20 protein-coding genes are annotated in these 18,995 nt (G+C 64.5%); 16 read left to right on the forward strand and 4 right to left on the reverse strand.

Annotation, left to right across the window (positions count from 1 at the left end):
- Nucleotides 1-273: 273 nt before the first annotated feature.
- The 5 genes from EL191_RS10310 to EL191_RS10330 all read left to right on the forward strand — a co-directional run bounded on the left by EL191_RS10310 (nt 274) and on the right by EL191_RS10330 (nt 5,364).
- Entirely contained in the window at nt 274-1,518 is a 1,245-nt protein-coding gene (locus EL191_RS10310) for a sensor histidine kinase (protein WP_174447358.1), read from the forward strand.
- On the forward strand, nt 1,515-2,432 hold the full coding sequence (locus tag EL191_RS10315; protein ID WP_115291768.1) for a response regulator: 918 nt from the start codon (nt 1,515-1,517) through the stop codon (nt 2,430-2,432). The genes EL191_RS10310 and EL191_RS10315 overlap by 4 nt, the downstream gene beginning before the upstream one ends.
- Before the next feature lie 234 nt (nt 2,433-2,666).
- A complete protein-coding gene (pyrF, locus tag EL191_RS10320; RefSeq protein WP_041978620.1) occupies nt 2,667-3,368 on the forward strand; it encodes an orotidine-5'-phosphate decarboxylase in 702 nt (233 codons plus the stop codon).
- 219 nt (nt 3,369-3,587) lie between these two features.
- Nucleotides 3,588-4,349 (forward strand): SDR family oxidoreductase, encoded by a 762-nt coding sequence (locus tag EL191_RS10325; protein WP_041978621.1) that lies wholly within the window; start codon nt 3,588-3,590, stop codon nt 4,347-4,349.
- Between the two features lie 112 nt (nt 4,350-4,461).
- The gene (locus tag EL191_RS10330; protein ID WP_041978624.1) at nt 4,462-5,364 is read left to right on the forward strand and encodes a bile acid:sodium symporter family protein; all 903 of its coding nucleotides are present in this window, start codon (nt 4,462-4,464) and stop codon (nt 5,362-5,364) included.
- 134 nt (nt 5,365-5,498) lie between these two features.
- On the opposite strand, the gene EL191_RS10335 is transcribed toward EL191_RS10330, so the two are convergent.
- Together EL191_RS10335 and EL191_RS10340 are read right to left on the reverse strand one after the other, a co-directional pair.
- Nucleotides 5,499-6,689, reverse strand: a complete 1,191-nt coding sequence (locus tag EL191_RS10335) for a benzoate/H(+) symporter BenE family transporter (protein WP_013715167.1) — start codon at nt 6,687-6,689, stop codon at nt 5,499-5,501.
- Nucleotides 6,689-7,300, reverse strand: a complete 612-nt coding sequence (locus EL191_RS10340) for a LysE family translocator (RefSeq protein ID WP_041978627.1) — start codon at nt 7,298-7,300, stop codon at nt 6,689-6,691. Before EL191_RS10340 ends, EL191_RS10335 begins: the two co-directional genes overlap by 1 nt.
- A 147-nt stretch (nt 7,301-7,447) precedes the next feature.
- On the opposite strand from EL191_RS10340, the gene EL191_RS10345 reads away from it, so the two are divergent.
- Complete coding sequence (locus EL191_RS10345) at nt 7,448-8,101, forward strand: hypothetical protein (protein WP_041978629.1); 654 nt, start codon at nt 7,448-7,450, stop codon at nt 8,099-8,101.
- Nucleotides 8,102-8,141: 40 nt separating this feature from the next.
- On the opposite strand, the gene EL191_RS10350 is transcribed toward EL191_RS10345, so the two are convergent.
- Entirely contained in the window at nt 8,142-8,654 is a 513-nt protein-coding gene (locus tag EL191_RS10350; protein ID WP_080764272.1) for a MarR family winged helix-turn-helix transcriptional regulator, read from the reverse strand.
- 83 nt (nt 8,655-8,737) lie between these two features.
- Between EL191_RS10350 and EL191_RS10355 the strand changes: the two genes are divergently transcribed.
- The 9 genes from EL191_RS10355 to EL191_RS10395 all read left to right on the forward strand — a co-directional run bounded on the left by EL191_RS10355 (nt 8,738) and on the right by EL191_RS10395 (nt 16,628).
- The gene (locus tag EL191_RS10355; RefSeq protein ID WP_041978631.1) at nt 8,738-9,895 is read left to right on the forward strand and encodes an aminotransferase-like domain-containing protein; all 1,158 of its coding nucleotides are present in this window, start codon (nt 8,738-8,740) and stop codon (nt 9,893-9,895) included.
- Nucleotides 9,896-10,013: 118 nt separating this feature from the next.
- Complete coding sequence (locus EL191_RS10360; RefSeq protein ID WP_041978634.1) at nt 10,014-10,616, forward strand: glutathione S-transferase family protein; 603 nt, start codon at nt 10,014-10,016, stop codon at nt 10,614-10,616.
- Between the two features lie 62 nt (nt 10,617-10,678).
- Nucleotides 10,679-12,106 (forward strand): arginine-ornithine antiporter, encoded by a 1,428-nt coding sequence (gene arcD, locus EL191_RS10365; protein ID WP_041978637.1) that lies wholly within the window; start codon nt 10,679-10,681, stop codon nt 12,104-12,106.
- Between the two features lie 68 nt (nt 12,107-12,174).
- A complete protein-coding gene (locus tag EL191_RS10370) occupies nt 12,175-12,579 on the forward strand; it encodes a hypothetical protein (RefSeq protein ID WP_041978639.1) in 405 nt (134 codons plus the stop codon).
- 74 nt (nt 12,580-12,653) lie between these two features.
- The gene (locus EL191_RS10375; RefSeq protein ID WP_041978641.1) at nt 12,654-12,953 is read left to right on the forward strand and encodes a hypothetical protein; all 300 of its coding nucleotides are present in this window, start codon (nt 12,654-12,656) and stop codon (nt 12,951-12,953) included.
- Entirely contained in the window at nt 12,940-14,340 is a 1,401-nt protein-coding gene (locus EL191_RS10380; RefSeq protein ID WP_041978643.1) for a TolC family protein, read from the forward strand. Before EL191_RS10375 ends, EL191_RS10380 begins: the two co-directional genes overlap by 14 nt.
- A gap of 16 nt (nt 14,341-14,356) precedes the next feature.
- On the forward strand, nt 14,357-15,769 hold the full coding sequence (locus tag EL191_RS10385) for a multicopper oxidase family protein (protein WP_041978645.1): 1,413 nt from the start codon (nt 14,357-14,359) through the stop codon (nt 15,767-15,769).
- Nucleotides 15,770-15,820: 51 nt separating this feature from the next.
- On the forward strand, nt 15,821-16,315 hold the full coding sequence (locus tag EL191_RS10390) for a cupredoxin domain-containing protein (RefSeq protein WP_041978647.1): 495 nt from the start codon (nt 15,821-15,823) through the stop codon (nt 16,313-16,315).
- Nucleotides 16,316-16,334: 19 nt separating this feature from the next.
- Complete coding sequence (locus tag EL191_RS10395; RefSeq protein WP_017363925.1) at nt 16,335-16,628, forward strand: copper-binding protein; 294 nt, start codon at nt 16,335-16,337, stop codon at nt 16,626-16,628.
- A gap of 44 nt (nt 16,629-16,672) precedes the next feature.
- On the opposite strand, the gene EL191_RS10400 is transcribed toward EL191_RS10395, so the two are convergent.
- On the reverse strand, nt 16,673-16,951 hold the full coding sequence (locus EL191_RS10400; protein ID WP_013715180.1) for an HU family DNA-binding protein: 279 nt from the start codon (nt 16,949-16,951) through the stop codon (nt 16,673-16,675).
- A gap of 337 nt (nt 16,952-17,288) precedes the next feature.
- Between EL191_RS10400 and EL191_RS10405 the strand changes: the two genes are divergently transcribed.
- Nucleotides 17,289-18,923, forward strand: a complete 1,635-nt coding sequence (locus EL191_RS10405) for a methyl-accepting chemotaxis protein (RefSeq protein WP_041978649.1) — start codon at nt 17,289-17,291, stop codon at nt 18,921-18,923.
- The last annotated feature ends 72 nt before the right edge of the window (nt 18,924-18,995 follow it).

The raw sequence follows: 18,995 nt of genomic DNA on the forward strand, positions 1-18,995 counted from the left end.
AGAGAATGCGTTTTGCCGTGCAGTGGTCATGCCAGGGGGCTGGGTACCTGCAAGGCGCAGTATGGAGAAGGTAGGCGCCGTATGCAGTGAACGAAAAGAGTGCAGGCAAAAGGCTGATGCACCTGGCTGGCGCATCTGCGTGTGATGCCTGTCACATGATGGCAACCTGGTGCTGCTCAAATAGCGGCTTTCCGATAGCAGGGGAGGCCGTTCGTGTCCCATGCCAGAGCGCTGCAATCGCTGATGCGAGTCGTCACGCCGCTCGCAGCGTCGATGAGTATCAATGAGGTTGCCGATCTGTTCCTGGCGGCCGAACACCGTGCGTTTCTCTCCCTGCCGGTGGTCGATGAGTACAATCGGCCGCTCGGCCTGGTCAGTCGCGCCACGCTGCAGGATATTTTCATGCAGCGCTTCGGGCGCGATCTGCGTGGCCGTCACCCGGTTGGCGAGGTGATGAATGAAGCGCCGCTGATCGTCAGCCTGGAAGCCGGTCTGGAGGAGGCTGCAAAACAGGTCACCGCGCAGTTGCAGTACCCGATCACCGAGGACTTCATCCTGATCGACGCTCAGGGCGAGTACTGTGGCCTGGGCACGGTGTTGGACCTGCTCAAGGCCATGGAGGCGAGGGTCGCCCAGCGCAACCGCGTACTGCGCCAGGCGCTGGTGGATCTCAAGGAGTCCCAGGTGCAGTTGCTGCAATCGGAGAAGATGGCGTCGCTCGGGCAGATGGTCGCCGGCGTCGCCCACGAGTTGAACACGCCGCTGGGCTACGTGAAAAACAACGTGCAGCTGCTGCGTGAATTGAGTGAGCCACTGTTCGAACTCGCCGCCGCACAGGCGCGCCTGGGCCAGTGCCTGAACGACCCCGACTGCGACGAGGCAAGTCTGAGCCAGGCGCTACACGCTGCCGAACAGGCTCGCCAACAGGCCGCACCGGAGCTGCTCGCCGAGGACCTGAAGCAGCTGTATGGCGACACCCTCTACGGGCTGGAGCAGATTGCCGAACTGGTAATTGGCCTCAAGGATTTTGCTCGTCTCGACCGCGCCATGAGCGAGGAGGTCGATCTCAACGACTGCATCCGCAGCGCGCTGCTGATCGCCCGCAATCACATCAAGGACAAGGCCGAAGTGGTGCAGCAACTGGGCGAGCTGCCGCGTATCGCCTGCGCGCCATCGCAGATCAACCAGGTGCTGCTCAACCTGCTGACCAACGCCGCCCAGGCCATCGATGGCATGGGGCGCATCCAGATCCGCAGCTGGGCCGATGCCCAGGGCATCCACGTCTCGCTACAGGACAACGGTCGGGGCATGCCGCCCGAGGTCATGGCGAAGATATTCGATCCCTTCTTCACCACCAAACCGGTCGGCCAGGGCACCGGCCTCGGCTTGTCCATCAGCTACAAGATCGTCCAGGACCACGGCGGCCAGATCCGCGTCGCCTCCGAGCCGGGACGAGGCACGCGTTTCCTCATTAGCCTGCCATTGCCCGCTACCGTCGCCATGAAAAGGAGCGCCTGATGTCCGCACCCGTTCGCATCATGTTCGTCGACGACGAGGAGCGCATTCTGCGCAGTCTCGCCCTGCAGTTTCGCCGCCATTACGAGGTGCTGACCGAAAGTGACCCGCTGCGTGCGCTACAGCGCCTGCGTGAGGAACATGTCGACGTGCTGGTCAGCGACCAGCGCATGCCGCAGATGAGTGGGGCGCAGTTGCTGGCCGAGGCGCGGGAGATTGTGCCGAATACCTTGCGCATCCTGCTCACCGGTTATTCCGACCTGGACGCAGCGGTGGACGCCGTGAACAACGGCGGTATCTTCCGCTACCTGACCAAACCGTGGGACCAGCAGGAAATGGCGTTCACCCTGCGCCAGGCGGCTGAACTGGCCGTGCGCCAAACGCAGCCCTTGCAGGCTGTTGCCAGCGAGAAACTGAGCGCGCCGCTGACGCTGTTGTTGCTTGACGATGAGCCGGGCACGCTCGGCGTCGTCGGCGAGTTCTGCGTGGCGGGCGGCCACAACCTGCTACGTGCGCGCAACCTGGCCGAGGCCATGTTAATGCTCAACAACGAGACAGTGGACATTCTGGTCAGCGATCTCAAGCTGGCTGGCGAAGACACCGCGCCGCTGCTCAAGACCCTGGCGCAGGCGCACCCACGCCTGCTCAGCCTGGTGGTCACGCCTTTTCAGGACACCCAGGCGCTGCTGCGGCTGGTCAACGAGGCGCAGATATTTCGTTATCTGCCCAAGCCGATTCGCCGCGGACTGTTCGAAAAGGGCCTCAAGGCTGCTGCCGAGCAGGCGCTGATCTGGCGCACGCAGCCTCAGCAGCTGGTCAGCCGCCTGGCCGAGGTGCCGCGTGACGAGCGTGAACAGGAAAAGGTGGGCAGCCTGATGGGCATGCTCGGGCGCCTGCGTGAGCGTTTGATCGCCTGACCGTTTGGCTGGCCTAAGGTTTTCGCGGCTGAAGCGAATGTGCCGCTCAGCCGCTCCTACAAATATTCACTGCCCCTTAGGAGCGGCTTCAGCCGCGATACCTTCGTGTCAAAGTCACGGCCACGGATTGCATCCGGGCCAAAGCCCCGCCTGGCGTCTGGCTTCAGTCGCGACCAGTGGCGGTGAGCTTTGCGCTACAATGCGCGGCGTTTTTATCCTGTTCGAGACCCGCCCATGCCCGCCTGCCAAACTCCGATCATCGTCGCCCTCGACTTTCCCAGCCGTGATGCCGCTCTGGCCCTGGCCGATCAGCTCGATCCGGCGCTGTGCCGGGTCAAGGTCGGCAAGGAGCTGTTCACCCGCAGTGGGCCGCAGGTGGTAGAAGCGCTGCAGGCCAAGGGCTTCGAGCTGTTCCTCGATCTGAAATTCCACGACATTCCCAACACCACGGCGATGGCGGTCAAGGCCGCGGCGGAGCTGGGCGTGTGGATGGTCAACGTGCACTGTTCCGGTGGCCTGCGCATGATGGCGGCCTGCCGCAATGAACTGGACAAGCTGGCTGGCGCCAAGCCGCTGTTGATCGGCGTGACGGTGCTGACCAGCATGGAACAGCAGGACCTGGCCGGTATCGGCCTGGACGTGCCGCCGCAGGAGCAGGTACTGCGCCTGGCCGGTCTGGCCGCCGAGGCTGGGCTCGACGGTCTGGTCTGCTCGGCGCAGGAAGCGCAGGCATTGAAGGTCGCGCAGCCGCGCCTGCAACTGGTGACCCCAGGTATCCGTCCCGCCGGCAGCTGTGCCGATGACCAGAAGCGCATTCTCACCCCGCGTCAGGCGCTGGAGGCCGGCTCCGATTACCTGGTGATCGGTCGCCCGATCAGTCAGGTCGCCGATCCGGCGCAGGCGCTGGCGGCGGTGGTTGCCGAACTGCGCGCCTGAGCCCTGTAGCCCGGATGAAATCCGGGGCGTTCTGGCATGCTGTCCGATCTGTCCCGGATTACAATCCGGGCTACCCGCTGATCGCGGCACCGCGCTGGTGGCGTCGCCATCAGCGCCCTGCATGACCCACCACTCCAGAGCCTGATAGTGCTGCTCGCCGTCTGGCTTGCTGGCTAGACTCCTCGCTAATTCAACAAGAATCGCTGCGAGGAAGCAGACATGAGCATGACGTTCTCCGGCCAGGTCGCCCTGGTCACCGGCGGTGCCGCCGGCATTGGCCGTGCCACGGCCCAGGCCTTCGCTGCCGAAGGGCTGAAGGTGGTGGTTTCCGACGTGGATGTGGCTGGCGGCGAGGGCACCGTCGAGTTGATTCACGCGGCCGGTGGCGAGGCCTGCTTCGTGCGCTGTGACGTGACCCGCGACGCCGAGGTCAAGGCGCTGGTGGACGCCACGGTGGCGCAGTACGGTCGCCTGGATTATGCCTTCAACAACGCCGGCATCGAGATCGAGCAGGGCAAGCTGGCCGATGGCAACGAGGCTGAGTTCGACGCGATCATGGGTGTCAACGTCAAGGGCGTGTGGTTGTGCATGAAGCACCAGATCCCGCTGCTACTGGCCCAGGGCGGTGGTGCCATCGTCAATACCGCATCGGTGGCCGGTCTTGGCGCCGCGCCAAAGATGAGCATCTATGCCGCTTCCAAGCATGCGGTCATCGGCCTTACCAAATCCGCAGCGGTGGAATACGCGAAGAAGAAAATCCGCGTCAACGCGGTGTGCCCGGCGGTGATCGACACCGATATGTTCCGCCGCGCCTATGAAGCCGATCCGAAGAAGGCCGAGTTCGCCGCCGCCATGCACCCGGTCGGGCGCATCGGCAAGGTCGAGGAAATTGCGGCCGCGGTGCTCTACCTGTGCTGCGACCATGCCGCGTTCACCACCGGCCATGCACTGGCGGTCGATGGTGGCGCTACGGCAATCTGATCGCTCTAGCCCGGTAGTCTGCACGCAGGCTAAGGTTGGCTCGCAAGGCCACTGTCAGCAGTGGCCCTGACTGCGCAAAATCCTGCCAGGTTCAACTGGAGCGATAACAATAATGACCGCCGATCCCTTGCTGACGTTTTTCCTTCCCGCTGCGCTGGGCATCATCATGCTCGGGCTTGGCCTGTCCTTGAGCCTGGCCGACTTCGCCCGCGTGGCCAAATTCCCCAAGCCGGTGTTGATCGGCCTGGCTTGCCAGCTGCTGTTGTTGCCGCTGGCGTGCTTCTTCCTGGCCAAGCTGTTCGGCCTGGCACCGGCACTGGCCGTCGGTCTGATGCTGCTGGCGGCCTCGCCAGGCGGTACCACAGCCAACCTCTACAGCCATCTGGCTCATGGTGACGTAGCGCTGAACATCACCCTCACTGCGGTCAATTCGGTCATTGCGATTCTGACCATGCCGCTGATCGTCAACCTGTCGCTGGCTTACTTCATGTCCGCCGACCAGGCCATTCCGCTGCAGTTCGCCAAGGTGGTGCAGGTGTTCGTCATCGTCCTGGGGCCGGTGGCCATCGGCATGTGGCTGCGCAGTCGTTTCCCCGGCTTCGCCGAGCGCATGCAGAAACCGGTGAAGATCGTCTCGGCGCTGTTCCTGCTGTTGATCATCCTGCTGGCGGTGGCCAAGGACTGGCGTACGTTCTTGGACTACGCGCCTTCGGTGGGTGGTGCGGCGCTGGCCTTCAACCTGCTGAGCATGGCGGTGGGTTACTGCGTGCCACGCCTGCTCAAGCTCAACCTGCGCCAGGCGATTGCCATCGCCATGGAAATCGGCATCCACAACGGCACCCTGGCCATCGCCCTGGCGCTCAGCCCGGCGCTGCTGAACAACCCGACCATGGCCATTCCCGCAGCCATCTACAGCCTGATCATGTTCGTCACCGCTGCGCTGTTCGGGCTGTGGGTTAACCGTGTACACGGCGTCGAGCTGGCCGAGCCGGTGGTGCAAGGGGAAAAGGCGTAGCGTTAAAGATGGGAGGGGCTTTGCCTGCGATAGTCGCGGCTAAAGCCCCTCTCACTTCGACCGAGTCCGTAGCCGGATGCAATCCGGGGCGGCCTGGCAGAGTGCTCCCGGATTGCATCCGGGCTATAGAGAGTCTAGCGCTTGCCCCAGTTCAGCACGGCCAGGGTCAGCAGGCCGGCGACGATGCCCCAGAACGCCGAGCCGACGCCGGCGAGGGTCATGCCTGAGGCGGTGACCAGGAAGGTGATCAGCGCCGCTTCGCGCTCGTTGGGCTCGCTCATGGCCTGGGTCAGGCCGCCGATGATCGAGGCGAACAGTGCCAGCGCGGCGATGGACAGGATCAACGCCGCCGGCAGCGCGGCGAACAGCGAGGCCAGGGTGGCGCCGAAGATGCCGGCAATGGCATAGAACGCCCCGCACCAGACCGCCGCGGTGTAGCGCTTGCGCGGATCTTCATGGGCTTCCGGGCCGGCGCAGATGGCGGCGCTGATGGCGGCCATGTGAATCCCGTGGCTGCCGAACGGTGCCATCAGAATCGACACCAGGCCGGTGCTGGTCAGCAGCGGTGAGGCTGGCACGTCATAGCCATTGGCGCGCAGGACAGCCATGCCTGGCAGGTTCTGCGAGGCCATGGCGACGATGAACAGCGGGATGCCGATACTGATGGCGGCGCCCAGGGAGAAGCTCGGCGTCGTCCACTCAGGCGTGGCCAGTTGCAACTGGAAACCTGTGAAATCCAGCAAGCCGAAGACACCAGCCAGCACGCTGCCGACGATCAGCGCGGAGAGCACCGAGTAACGTGGCCACAGGCGCTTGCCCAGCAGGTAGGCGAGCAGCATGGCCACCACCAGGATGGGTTGCTGCTCGGCAGCCACGCAGATTTCCAGGCCGATCTTGAACAGCACGCCGGCCAGAAGGGCGGCGGCGATGGAGCCAGGGATGCGGCGCATCAGGCGGTCGAAGGTGCCGGTCAGGCCGATCAGCACGATCAGGCCCGAGGCCAGGATGTAGGCGCCAATCGCCTCGCCATAGGACACCTGCGGCAGGCTGGTGATCAGCAGCGCTGCGCCAGGGGTGGACCAGGCGATCATCACCGGCGCGCGATAGCGCAGCGAGAGCACGATGCAGCACAACGCCATGCCGATCGAAAGCGCCCAGATCCACGAGGAAATCTGCCCGGCGGTGAGGCCGGCAGCCTGGCCGGCCTGGAACATCAGCACCAGGGAACTGGTATAGCCGGTGAGCATGGCGATGAAGCCAGCGACCACGGCCGAGGTGGAGGTGTCCGCCAGTGGTCGCAGGCGGGTAGGGGCGGCGTCTTGCATCAGAACATTCCAGTGTCGACGATGATGGGATAGAGCGAGGCGACCAGCAGCAGCGCCATGCTGATGTTGAATGCGCGCAGTGCGCGCGGGTTGTCCAGCCACTTGCGCAGCATACTGCCGGCGACGGTCCACAGACCCACGCTGGGGCAGTTGACGAGCGCGAACAGGGCCGCGATCAGTAGTACGTTGCTGAAAAAACCATCCTGCGGTGTATAGGTTGTAATGGCGCCGATTGCCATGATCCACGCCTTGGGGTTGACCCACTGAAACGCCGCGGCCTGAAGGAAGGTAAATGGCTTGGCCTCGGGATTCCCACGGCTTTGCGGCGCGCCGGACTGGGCGATCTTCCAGGCCAGATACAGCAGATAGGCAGCACCGACATAGCGCAGCACGTCATGCAGCACCGGCAGGCGCTGGAACACCTGGCCAAGGCCCAGGCCTACGGCGGCCACCAGCAGCATGAAACCGAGGCTGATGCCAAGCATGTGCGGGATGCTCCGGCGTACACCGAAGTTCACGCCCGAGGCGAGCAGCATCATGTTGTTGGGGCCTGGCGTCACCGAGGTGACGAAGGCGAAGGCGATGAAGGCGAGCAGCAGTTCGGTGGACATGGTCGTTCTCCGGGGACTGGCAAAGCCTATTGCGCCACCGCAGCGGCGTCGCGGTACAGCCATGGCTGGGTTGGGCCGTACAGTCGGGCTGGGCAAGCGTCGGATCTCTGGTTAGCCTTGGCCTTTCTTTACGGACAAGGAAGCCCCATGCAGCCGGATAATCCCTACAGTGCCCCGCAGGTCGAACTGATCGATGACCTGCCGGTGCGGCAGCTCCCAGGCTGGAGCGTGCGTCAGTTGCAGGTGCTTGGCTGGTTGGCGCTGATGTCGGCGCTGGGCAGCGCGCTTATGCTGGGCGTCATTTTCGCCAGCAGTTGGCTGGGCCAGGCAGAAGTGGGGCAGGTCGAGCGCTATACCCGCTGGCTGGGGCTGCTGCTGATGTTATTGGGCAACTACTTGTTGATCCGCCTCAAGAGTTTCATCGAGCAGCGTTTTGCTGCGCAGGGGTTGAGCTGGCCGGTCTGGATCGTCGTTGCGTTGGCCCTGGTCAGCGGGGTGATGGATTTCATGGTTGGGGATCAGCTGTTCAAGACGCTTAGCGTGCTGACCATCGCCTACCTGGGTCTGATGGTACTCATGGGGCTCGGCATAACCTGGTTCGGTATTCGTTTGCTCAAGGTGAGGCTGGCGTACACCTCTCTGCGGATCATGGCCTGGCTGTCCATCGCCAGCGGTGTGATGTTCGCCAGTGTGCTGTTTTTGCCGTTGGCTATAGTGCCGGCACTGGCGGTTTGCGTGGCGCAGGGGCTGGTGTTCTTCCGCGGCGCGAATGAATTGCGCGAGCGGCAGGCTGCCGCGTGATTTCTTTCTGCCGCGGTGGCTTGCGCTGCCGCGGCGTTTCCTAGGCGCGTCCCCGCGCCAGGGCACGGTTTACCGCTAGCCAGCCTTCCACGGCTTCATCTCCCACCTCTGTGAATACCCGCTGCAGCAGCCGCGCCTGCTCGCGGCGCAGGGCCTGCTCCAGCTTGGCGCCCTCGGGCGTGAAGCCTAGAACGCGCTTGCGCTTGTCGTCTGCGGCCGCTTCGCTCTGCACCAGATTCATCTCGATCAGCTGACGCAGCGGCATGTTCAGCGCCTGCTTGCTGACCCCGAGGTAGCCGAGCAGCTCGGTCATGTTCAGGCCCGGATACTTGGCGATGAAGAACAGAATGCGGTGGTGCACCCGTGATAGTCCACGCTTTGCCAGCATCTCGTCAGGCTTGGCGGTGAACGCCTGATAGCCGAAGAAGAAGGCTTCCATGGCTTCCTGCTGAATGGCGCTGTTCTTTATGGCCTGTCTTCCCTGGCGGCCACCCTGTGGGCCGTCGCTGTGCGACGTTAAAAATTTCTCGGGGAAATTTTTTAGGTCAGTCATATTGACGTATCTCGGTGCGGCATCGTAGTTTCGGTCAAGCAGTTTGACTTAATTCCAATGACTTTTGCACCCCAGGACATCCCATGGCCTTCTCCGAACGCATCGCCCGCCTGAAAAGCTCCCTGATTCGTGAAATTCTTGCCGCGGCGCAACGTCCGGAAGTGATGTCGTTCGCCGGCGGTCTGCCGGCCGAACCGATGCTGCCGAAGGTGGACTGGGCCGAGATGCCGGCGAGCATGGGCCAATACGGCATGAGCGAGGGTGAGCCGGCGCTGCGCGAAGCCATCGCCGCCGAAGCGCGCGCCCTCGGTGTGCCCTGCGATGCCAGCCAGGTGCTGATCGTCAGCGGTTCGCAGCAGACGTTGGACCTGGCCTCCAAGTTGTTCATCGATCCGGGCACCGAAGTATTGCTCGAGGCGCCGACCTACCTGGCCGCGCTGCAGGCCTTCCAGCTGTTCGGCGCCGATTGCATCAGCGTCCCGCAGGAGGCCGACGGCCCCGAACTGGCGGCGCTGCGCCAGCGTCTGGAAAACCACAAGCCGGCTTTCGCCTACCTGATTCCGACCTTCCAGAACCCGTCCGGCACCCGTTACAGCGAAGCCAAGCGTGAAGCTGTGGCGGCGCTGCTCGACGAGTTCGGCGTGACTCTGATCGAGGATGAGCCATACCGCGAGCTGGTGTTCGACGCCGGCAGCGCCACCCCCATCGTCAGCCGCCTGAAGAAGGCCAGTTGGATCTACACCGGCACCGTGTCCAAGACGCTGCTGCCGGGGCTGCGTGTTGGCTACCTGATTGCCACCAAGGACTTGTATCCGCATCTGCTGCGTCTGAAACAGTCGGCCGATCTGCATACCAACCGTATCGGCCAATGGCAGGCGCTGCAGTGGCTGGGGAGCGAGCAGTACCGCGGTCACCTGGCCGAGCTGCGCGATTTCTACCGCATTCGCCGCGACGCCATGCAGGCGGCGCTACAGGAGCACTTCGGTGATCTGGCAACGTGGGAAATCCCCCAGGGCGGCCTGTTCTTCTGGCTGACCCTCAAGCAGCCGCTCGATACCCGCACGCTGCTCGATGCTGCTTTGGCGCAGAACGTTGCCTTCATGCCGGGCGAGCCGTTCTTCATCGATCCGGATGCCAACCCCGGCCACCTGCGACTGAACTTCAGTCATGTGGCGCCGGAGCGCCTGGGCGAGGGGCTGCGCCGACTGGCGGCGGTTATCCGTGACGCGCAGGGTGCGTGATTGATTGGTTTCTGTGGGAGCGGCTTCAGCCGCGAATTTCCCGGGCGTAGTAGTTCCTACAGAAGCGGGGGCAATTGGCGGCGAGCATGCCGCGAGGATTGATAGGGAGGGCAACGCGATGTTCAAGGTCTACGGTGATTACCGCTCGGGCAACTGCTACAAGGTCAAGCTGATGCTGCATCTGCTCGGTAAACTCTACGAGTGGGTGCCGATCGACATTCTCAAGGGCGAGACGCAGAGCGAAGCCTTCCTGGCCAAGAACCCCAACGGCAAGATCCCGGTGCTGGAACTGGACGACGGCACCTGCCTGTGGGAGTCCAACGCCATTCTCAACTACCTCGCCGATGGCAGCGAGTTCCTGCCCAGCGAGCCGCGCCTGCGCACTCAGGTGCTGCAGTGGCAGTTCTTCGAGCAGTACAGCCATGAGCCCTACGTTGCGGTGGCGCGTTTCATCCAGCTCTATCAGGGCATGCCCGAGGAACGCCGCGAGGAGCACGCGCGCTGCCTGAAGCTCGGCTACAAGGCCCTGAAGGTGATGGAGAAACAGCTCGAACGCACGCCCTATCTGGTCGGCGAGCACTACTCCATCGCCGATATCGCCCTGTATGCCTACACCCACGTGGCCGATGAGGGCGGTTTCAGCCTCGAAGCCTTCCCGGCCGTGCGCGCCTGGCTCGAGCGCGTGGCCAGCCATCCGCGTCATGTGACCATGCTGGGCTGAGCTGCCTGGCAGCTGTACCAGCCTCGACTAGAGTTTGGCGGTAACCGTACGAGGGAGCCGCCATGTCGGATGGAAGTCGCAAGCTGGGCCTGGGGGCGCTGACCGCACTGGTGGTGGGCTCGATGGTCGGTGGCGGGATCTTCTCGCTGCCGCAGAACATCGCCGCGCGGGCCGATGTCGGCGCGGTGCTGATCGGCTGGGGCATCACCGCGGTGGGCATGTTGGCGCTGGCCTTCGTGTTCCAGAACCTGGCCAACCGCAAGCCGCAGCTCGATGGCGGGGTGTACGTCTACGCCAAGGCGGGCCTCGGCGACTACATGGGTTTTTCCTCGGCCTGGGGCTACTGGATGAGCGCCTGGCTGGGCAATGTTGGCTACTTCGTCCTGCTCTTTTCTACCCTGGGTTACTTCTTCCCGGCTTTTGGCCAGGGCAATACGCCGCGGGCTATCGTCTGCGCATCGGTGTTGCTGTGGTGCGTGCATGTCCTGGTGCTACGCGGCATCAAGGAAGCTGCGCTGATCAACATGATCACCACCGTGGCCAAGCTGGTGCCGATCGTGCTGTTCATCATCATCGTAGGGCTGGCTTTCGATCGCGATATCTTCACCCGCGACATATGGGGGCGCAGCAACCCGCAATTCGGTGGGGTGCTGGAGCAGGTGCGCAACATGATGCTGGTCACCGTGTTCGTGTTCATCGGCATCGAAGGGGCGAGCGTGTACTCGTCGCGTGCCGAGCGCCGCCGCGATGTGGGCAAGGCCACGGTGATCGGCTTTCTCGGCGTGCTGGCGCTTTTGATGCTGGTCAATCTCTTGTCGCTGGGTGTGATGAGCCAGCCCGAGCTGGCGGCGCTGCAGAACCCGTCGATGGCCGGGGTGCTGGAGCATGTAGTGGGGCGCTGGGGCGCGGTGTTCATCAGCATCGGCTTGGCGGTATCGCTGCTCGGTGCGCTGCTGTCCTGGGCACTGCTGTGCGCCGAAATCCTCTTCGTCTCCGCCAAGGACGGCACCATGCCGGCCTTTCTGCGTCGGGAGAACGCCAACCAGGTGCCGGTCAACGCGCTGTGGTTGACCAATGGCATGATCCAGCTGTTTCTGCTGATCACCCTGTTTTCCCAGGGCACCTACCTGTCGCTCATCTACCTCGCGTCGTCGATGATTCTGGTGCCCTACCTGTGGTCGGCGGTCTATGCGCTGCTGCTAGCGCTGCGCGGTGAAACCTACGAAGACCAGGCCGGGCTACGCCGCAAGGATCTGGCCGTCGGCCTGCTGGCGGTGGGCTACGCGATCTGGCTGTTGTATGCCGGCGGGGTCAAGTACCTGCTGCTGTCGGCGCTGCTCTACGCGCCGGGGGCGCTGCTGTTTCGCCAGGCCAAGCGCGAGCAGGGGCAGGTGCTGTTCACCCGCTACGAATGGCCGATCTTCGCCGCCGTGTTGCTGACCGCCGTGCTGGCCGGCTATGGCCTGTATGCCGGTCACCTGACACTGTAGCGCTGGACAAAGCGGCCAGCGCGCGGATAATCCGCCCCATCGCCCTCTGACTCTGGCTTCGCGACCCCATGCGCAAAACCCTGCGTACCGCCCTGATCTGGATGCTGATGCTGGCCCTGCCGGCACAGGCCATGGCGGCGCTCGGCATGCAGTTGTGCGAGCAGGTGCATCGCAGCGGCGCTCTGCAGATGAGCTCGACTCAGCAGGGCGAGCACGGCATGCACCACGACATGGCGGCCGACAGCGCACATGGCGCGCATCAGGACGCCGCCCCGGTGGCCAGCAGCGATGCTCCCGCCGATGGCAGCCTCTGCACCCTGTGCGCCTTCTGCGTCGGTGTCGCCGCGCCCAGTCAGCCGTTTCTGAATGACTCTGCCCTGCAAACCGTCGAGCCGGCTACAGCCTGGCCCGACCGCCTTATCGTCGGCGTGGCCGACACGCCCGAACGCCCCCCGCGTCCTTCTCTCGCCTGAGCCCCTTAGGTAGCGCCGTCCTGCGGCGCCTGTAGCTCACGCGGCCGCCTGGCCGCCGTACGCGAGAACACATCATGATTTTGCATTCCCTTGCCGGAAGGCTGCTGGGCATCGCCGTCCTGGCGCTGCCCGGCATCCTGATGGCGGCCCAGCCCGATCCGCTGGACGCCAACGCCGCCGTGCCGGCGCAGGATTACCGTTTCCCTCTGCAGGACTACCGCGCCCAGGCCGACGAGCCGTTGCAGGACTGGCGCGCGGCTAACGATCTGGTCGGCCGTATCGGCGGCTGGCGCACCTACAGCATGGAAGGCTGGGAGCAGCCGGCCGAGCAAGGCCCCGAGCCCGTCGAGGGAGGTGACCATGACCACCATTAAACCCGCCGTGCTGCTCTGCGCCGCGCTGCTGCTGGCCGGCTGCGCCGGTTTCAGCGAGGACGGCGGTTTCGACCCGGTGCAGCAAAGCGCCGAGCGCCAGCTGGACAAGCAACTGCTGTGGGCCCGCGACGAGGCCGGGCGCAGCCAGATCGATGCACGCGTCGCCGAGCTGCTGGCCGAACCCCTGAGCCTGGACGCCGCGGTGCAGCTGGCGCTGCTCAACAACCGTGCTCTGCAGGCGTCCTTCGACGAGCTGGGCATCGGCGAGGCCGAGCGCGTGCAGGCCGGGCGCCTGCCCAATCCCGGTTTCTCCTATGGCCGTCTGGAAAAGGGCAGCGAGGTCGAATACGAGCGCGGCCTGCACCTGAACCTGGCACGCCTGATCGCCCTGCCGCTGACCTCGCGCCTGGAAGGTCGGCGCTTCGAGCAACTGCAGCGGCAGACCAGCCTGGCGGTGTTCGACCTGGCCAGTGAGACGCGCAAGGCCTGGTACCAGGCGGTCGCCGCCGAGGAGAGCCTGGTCTACGCACGGCAGGTGCTGGACGCCGCCGAAGCCAGCGCCGAGCTGGCCCGGCGCATGGTTGCGGTGGGCAACTTCAGCAGGCTGCAGCAGGCCGAGCAGCAGAACTTCTACGCCGAGGCCGGCATCGGTCTGTTGCAGGCCGAACAGGCGCGGGTGCGCAGCCGCGAGCAGCTGACCCGGCTGCTCGGCCTGTGGGGCGAGCAACTCGACTACCGCCTGCCCGAACGCCTGCCGACGTTGCCGAAAAGCGCCGACGAGCTGCCGGACGTGGAGCGCCTGGCCATGAGCCAGCGCCAGGACATCCAGGCCGTGCGCCTGGATGCCGAGCGTCTGGCGCAGAACCTCGGCCTGACCCGCACCACGCGTTTCATCAACGTGCTGGAGCTGGGCGTGGTCAACAACCGCTCCAACGAGGAGCCGACCCAACGAGGCTACGAGATCAGCGTTGAGCTGCCGCTGTTCGACTGGAGCGGTGCCAAGGTGGCGCGCGCCGAGGCGCAGTATCGCCAGGCGCTCAACCGCGCCGCCGAGACGGCGATCAACGCGCGCTCGCAGGTGCGCGAGGCCTATCACGCCTACCGCAACTCCTTCGAGCTGGCGCAGCACTACCGCACCGAGGTGCTGCCGCTACGTCAGCGCATCGCCGAGGAAAACCTGCTGCGCTACAACGGCATGTTCATCAGCACCTTCGACCTGCTCGCCGATGCGCGCCGCCAGGTGCAGGCAGTGGATGGCTACCTGCAGGCGCAGCGCGCCTTCTGGCTGGCGCGCGCCGACCTCGACATGGCCCTGTTGGGCGCCCCCAATCCCTCGCTCGGCGCGGCGCCTGCCGCTGCTGCCGAGCCGGCCGCCGCCGGCCACTGAACAAGGAATTTCCCAGATGGTTTCACGACGCGATTTCTTTCTCGGGGCCGGCGCCATCGGCGCTGCGGTGGCCACTTCGGCGGTCAGCCGGGTGGCTATGGCGGCCCTGCCCGAGCCGGTGCTGCAGGCCAGCGCCGACACCCAACCGCCGCTGCAGCCGGGCAGTGGGCGACCCTACAACCCGGTGGTCACCCTCAACGGCTGGACCCTGCCGTGGCGCATGAACAACGGCGTCAAGGAGTTCCACCTGGTCGCCGAGCCGGTGGTACGCGAGCTGGCGCCCGGCTACAAGGCCCACCTGTGGGGCTACAACGGTCAGTCGCCGGGGCCGACCATCGAGGTGGTGGAGGGCGACCGGGTGCGCATCTTCGTCACCAACAAGCTGCCCGAGCACACCAGCATCCACTGGCACGGCCAGCGTCTGCCCAACGGCATGGACGGCGTCGCGGGGCTGACCCAGCCGGCGATTCCGGTGGGCAAGACCTTCGTCTACGAGTTCCTCGCCCGCCGCCCCGGCACCTTCATGTACCACCCGCACGCCGACGAGATGGTGCAGATGGCCATGGGCATGATGGGTTTCTGGGTCACCCACCCCAAGGAGCATCATCCGCTGATCAGCGAGGTGGACCGCGACTACTGCTTCCTGCTCAGCGCCTACGACATCGAGCCGGGCGCTTACACGCCGAAGATCATGCAGATGCTCGACTTCAACCTGTGGACCTTCAACAGCCGCGTGTTCCCCGGCATCGACCCGCTGGTGGCGCGCCAGGGCGAGCGGGTGCGTCTGCGCGTCGGCAACCTGACCATGACCAACCACCCGATCCACCTGCATGGCCACGAGTTCGAGGTCACCGGCACCGACGGCGGGCCGACCCCGGTCGGTTCGCGCTGGCCGGAAGTAACCGCCGACGTGGCGGTGGGGCAGATGCGCCAGCTCGAGTTCATCGCCGACGAGGAGGGCGACTGGGCGCTGCACTGCCACAAGAGCCACCACACCATGAACGCCATGGGCCACGACGTGCCGACCCTGGTCGGTGTCGATCACCGCGACATGACCCGCAAGATCGCCAAACTGGTGCCGGACTACATGGTGATGGGCGAGCGCGGCATGGCCGACATGGCGGAGATGCAGATGCCGCTGCCGGACAACACCGTGCCGATGATGACCGGCGACGGCCCGTTCGGCTCGGTGGAGATGGGCGGCATGTTCACCATGCTCAAGGTGCGCAAGGAGCAGGCCGCTGGCGACTACCTCGACCCGGGCTGGTTCAAGCATCCGGCCGGCACCGTGGCCTATGAGTGGAAGGGCGCACTGGCCAACCCGAGCCGCTCGCACGGCGGCGGCGGCCAGTCTATGCCACTCAAGCAGCCGCTCGAGGCACCGGTGGAAGTGCAGGTACGCAAGCCCGGTGGTCATGCCGGGCATTGACGGGGCGGGCTGCCACGCGGCCCGGTCCCCACAGCAAGCGAGGATTCACCGATGAAAACAGCACAGTTAATGGTTCTGACCCTGATCGGGCTGCTCGGCAGCCCGGCAGCGCTGGCCCATAGCGAGACGCACGAGCGCCATCAGGCCGCCGCAACGATCAGGGAGCAGAAGCCCTGGGGCATCGCCGGCGATGCCGGTGAGGTCGACCGCACCATCGAGATCCGCATGACCGATCAGATGCGTTTCACCCCGGATCGGCTGCAGGTCCGGCAGGGCGAGACCATTCGTTTCGTCCACCGCAACGACGGCAGGATCCTCCACGAGTTCGTCATCGGTACCCGCGAAACCCTGGATGAACATGCCGAGGCAATGCTGCGTTTTCCCGGCATGGAACACGACGAGCCCTACATGGCCCACGTTGCGCCGGGGCAGAGCGGCGAGATGATCTGGACCTTCAACCGCGCAGGCGAATTCGATTTCGCCTGCCTGATCGCCGGCCACTACCAGGCCGGCATGGTCGGCACCATCCGGGTGCTGGCCGACTGACCTACGAGAGGAAACACGCATGAAAAAGCCATTGCTGATCGCGGCGCTGGCCGCCCTGTTCAGTCTGCCGTTGCAGGCCGCCGACCCCACGCCGCTGAGCCAGGGCGAGGTGCGCAAGGTGGACGCCGCCGCGCAGAAGATCACCCTGCGTCACGGCCCCATCGCCAGTATCGGCATGCCGCCGATGACCATGGTGTTCGAGGTTGAGAAAGCGGAACTGCTGGAAGGAGTTTCAGCGGGAGAGAAGGTGCGCTTCCAGGCGCGCCAGGAGGGTAACCGTTACATCGTTACCGAACTGCAGGTGGTGGAGTAGCCAGCAGAGCCGGCCCGGGCATTGCGCTCCGGGCCGGCGAACAATCAATTCAGCGCGTCAGTCAGGGCCTTGGCCGGCACCAGCTTGACCACTTTCTTGGCAGCGATTTCGATGCTCTTGCCAGTCTGCGGGTTACGGCCAGTACGTGCCGGGCGCTCGCTCACTTTCAGTTTGCCGATACCCGGCAGGGTGATCTCACCATCGTTTTCCAGCGCGTCGCCGACAATTTCGCCCAACTGATCGATCAGGGTGCGGACAGTGGCTTTCGGCAGGGATACGGCCTCGGCCAGGTCGCTGATCAGTTGGTCTTTGGTGATTGCCATGATGTAACTCCGTTTGCAGGTGAGAGGTTCGGCGCAGCAGGCGCGGGCCTGCTCGGCCGAAAACGTGGGAAAGCTAGCATAAAAGATACGCCTCGGTAGCGCCGCAGCAGGCACTTCCGATAGGGCTTAGTGTCGCAGCGGCCCTTGTGGTTCCAGTACGCGATTAAAAAACGTATCGGTATTCCGCTTCCGTGGGGCTCGTGGCCCTGGGCGTGGCTCGCCGCTCGGCGTGTAGCGGTGAGCGCTCGATGCATTTTCATTGTTTCTGGCAAGCCAGACGGCGACTTGGCGTGGCTCGACTAAGCTACTGAAACCTGCCCATTGCTGGAGTGCCATCATGCTGCGCGCATTCGCTGATTTAGGGTTTCGCTGGAAGATCGCCCTGCCTATTCTGTTGCTGGCCGCCTTGATGGTGGCCATGGGGGCGCTGGGCATGCGTGGCATCACCCAGGTTGCCGAGTCCAGCACCACGCTGACCAATCGTCATCTGCCAGCCATCAGTCTGCTGCTCAACGCTGATCGCGATCTTTATCAGGCCTTCGTTGCCGAACGGAGCCTGCTCGATGAGGACTCCGGAGCGCATGCCGCCGAGCTGCGCGCCTCACATGCCGAGAACCTCCAGCAAGCCTATGACCGCGTACACAAGTTCGCCGCGATGCAGCCAGGCAGCGAGGCGCTGGCCCTGGTGGCGGAATTCGATCGTGGATACGAGCGCTGGAAAGCGACGTCGCTGCGTGTACTGGAAATGGCCAGCTCTAATCCCAACGCCGCCAGCCAACTGAGTTTCTCCGACAGCGAAGCGCAATTCGAGGAGGCGCGAAGCGCCATCGACAAGCTGGGTGAGCTGGAGGACAACGCGGCCAACGCGGTTGGCACCGAGGCCATCGCCCGTGGTGAAGCACTCTCCTGGCAGCAGGGCGTGATCATTACCATCGGCTTGTTAGTGTGCGTGGTGCTGGTGGTGGGCTTCCCGCTGCTGGTGACCCGTCCATTGCACAGCCTGCTCTACCGCATCGAGCAGATCGCTGACGGCGATGGCGACCTGCGGGTACGCCTGGACGTTTTGTCTAAGGATGAACTGGGCAAGCTCAGCCATGCCTTCAATCGCTTTCTCGACAAGCTGCAACCCTTGATCAGGGAGGTCGGGCGGGTAACCGGCGAAGTGGCTGATTCGGCCAAGAGCCTGGCGGGGATGGCGGCTGCCAATGATCGGCTGATCAGCAGCGAGCATGCCGCGGTAGACCAGGTCAGCACGGCAGCGACCGAAATGAGCGTGGCGGTGCATGAAGTCGCGCGTAATGCCCAGAACGCCGCTGATGCCGCCCGGCATGCTGAAGTGCAATCACGTGAGGGTGCGCAGGTGGTCGGCGTGACCATCAATTCGATTCGGCAACTGGCGAAGGAAGTGGAAAGCGCTTCCGACACCATCCAGACCCTGGAGCAGGAAACGGCCAACATCGGCGCGGTGCTGGCGGTGATCAAGGGCATCGCCGAGCAGACCAACCTGCTGGCGCTCAACGCGGCCATCGAGGCGGCACGCGCGGGGGAGCAGGGCCGCGGTTTCGCCGTGGTGGCTGACGAAGTGCGGGCGTTGGCCGCGCGCACCCAGGAGTCGACCAAGGACATTCAGCAAATGATCGAGCGCCTGCAGGTTGGTGTACAGAACGCCGTCAAGGCTACGCACTCGGGCAGCGCCCGGGCCCGGCAGAGCGTGGAGCAGGCCGCTGGCGTCGATCAGGCGTTGAGCGTCACCGGTGATTCGGTACAGCGCATCAACGACATGGCTGCGCAGATCGCCACGGCCTGCGAGGAGCAAAGCAGCGTCACCGAAGAGATCGCGCGCAACATCAGCGATATTCGCGACCTGTCCAATGAAGCGGCGCAGACTTCCGAGCAGAGCACGCGGGCCAGCCAGCACCTGTCCGAGCTATCCAATGGTTTGGCCCAACTGGTGGGCCGTTTCCGGGTTTGAGGTGAGCGTCCGGCGTATCTAAGTGTTTGAAGCAGTTGTAAGTTTGCGTTTAGTCGTTACAATGGCGCGGCC

Source organism: Pseudomonas mendocina (assembly GCF_900636545.1).
Lineage (GTDB): Bacteria > Pseudomonadota > Gammaproteobacteria > Pseudomonadales > Pseudomonadaceae > Aquipseudomonas > Aquipseudomonas mendocina.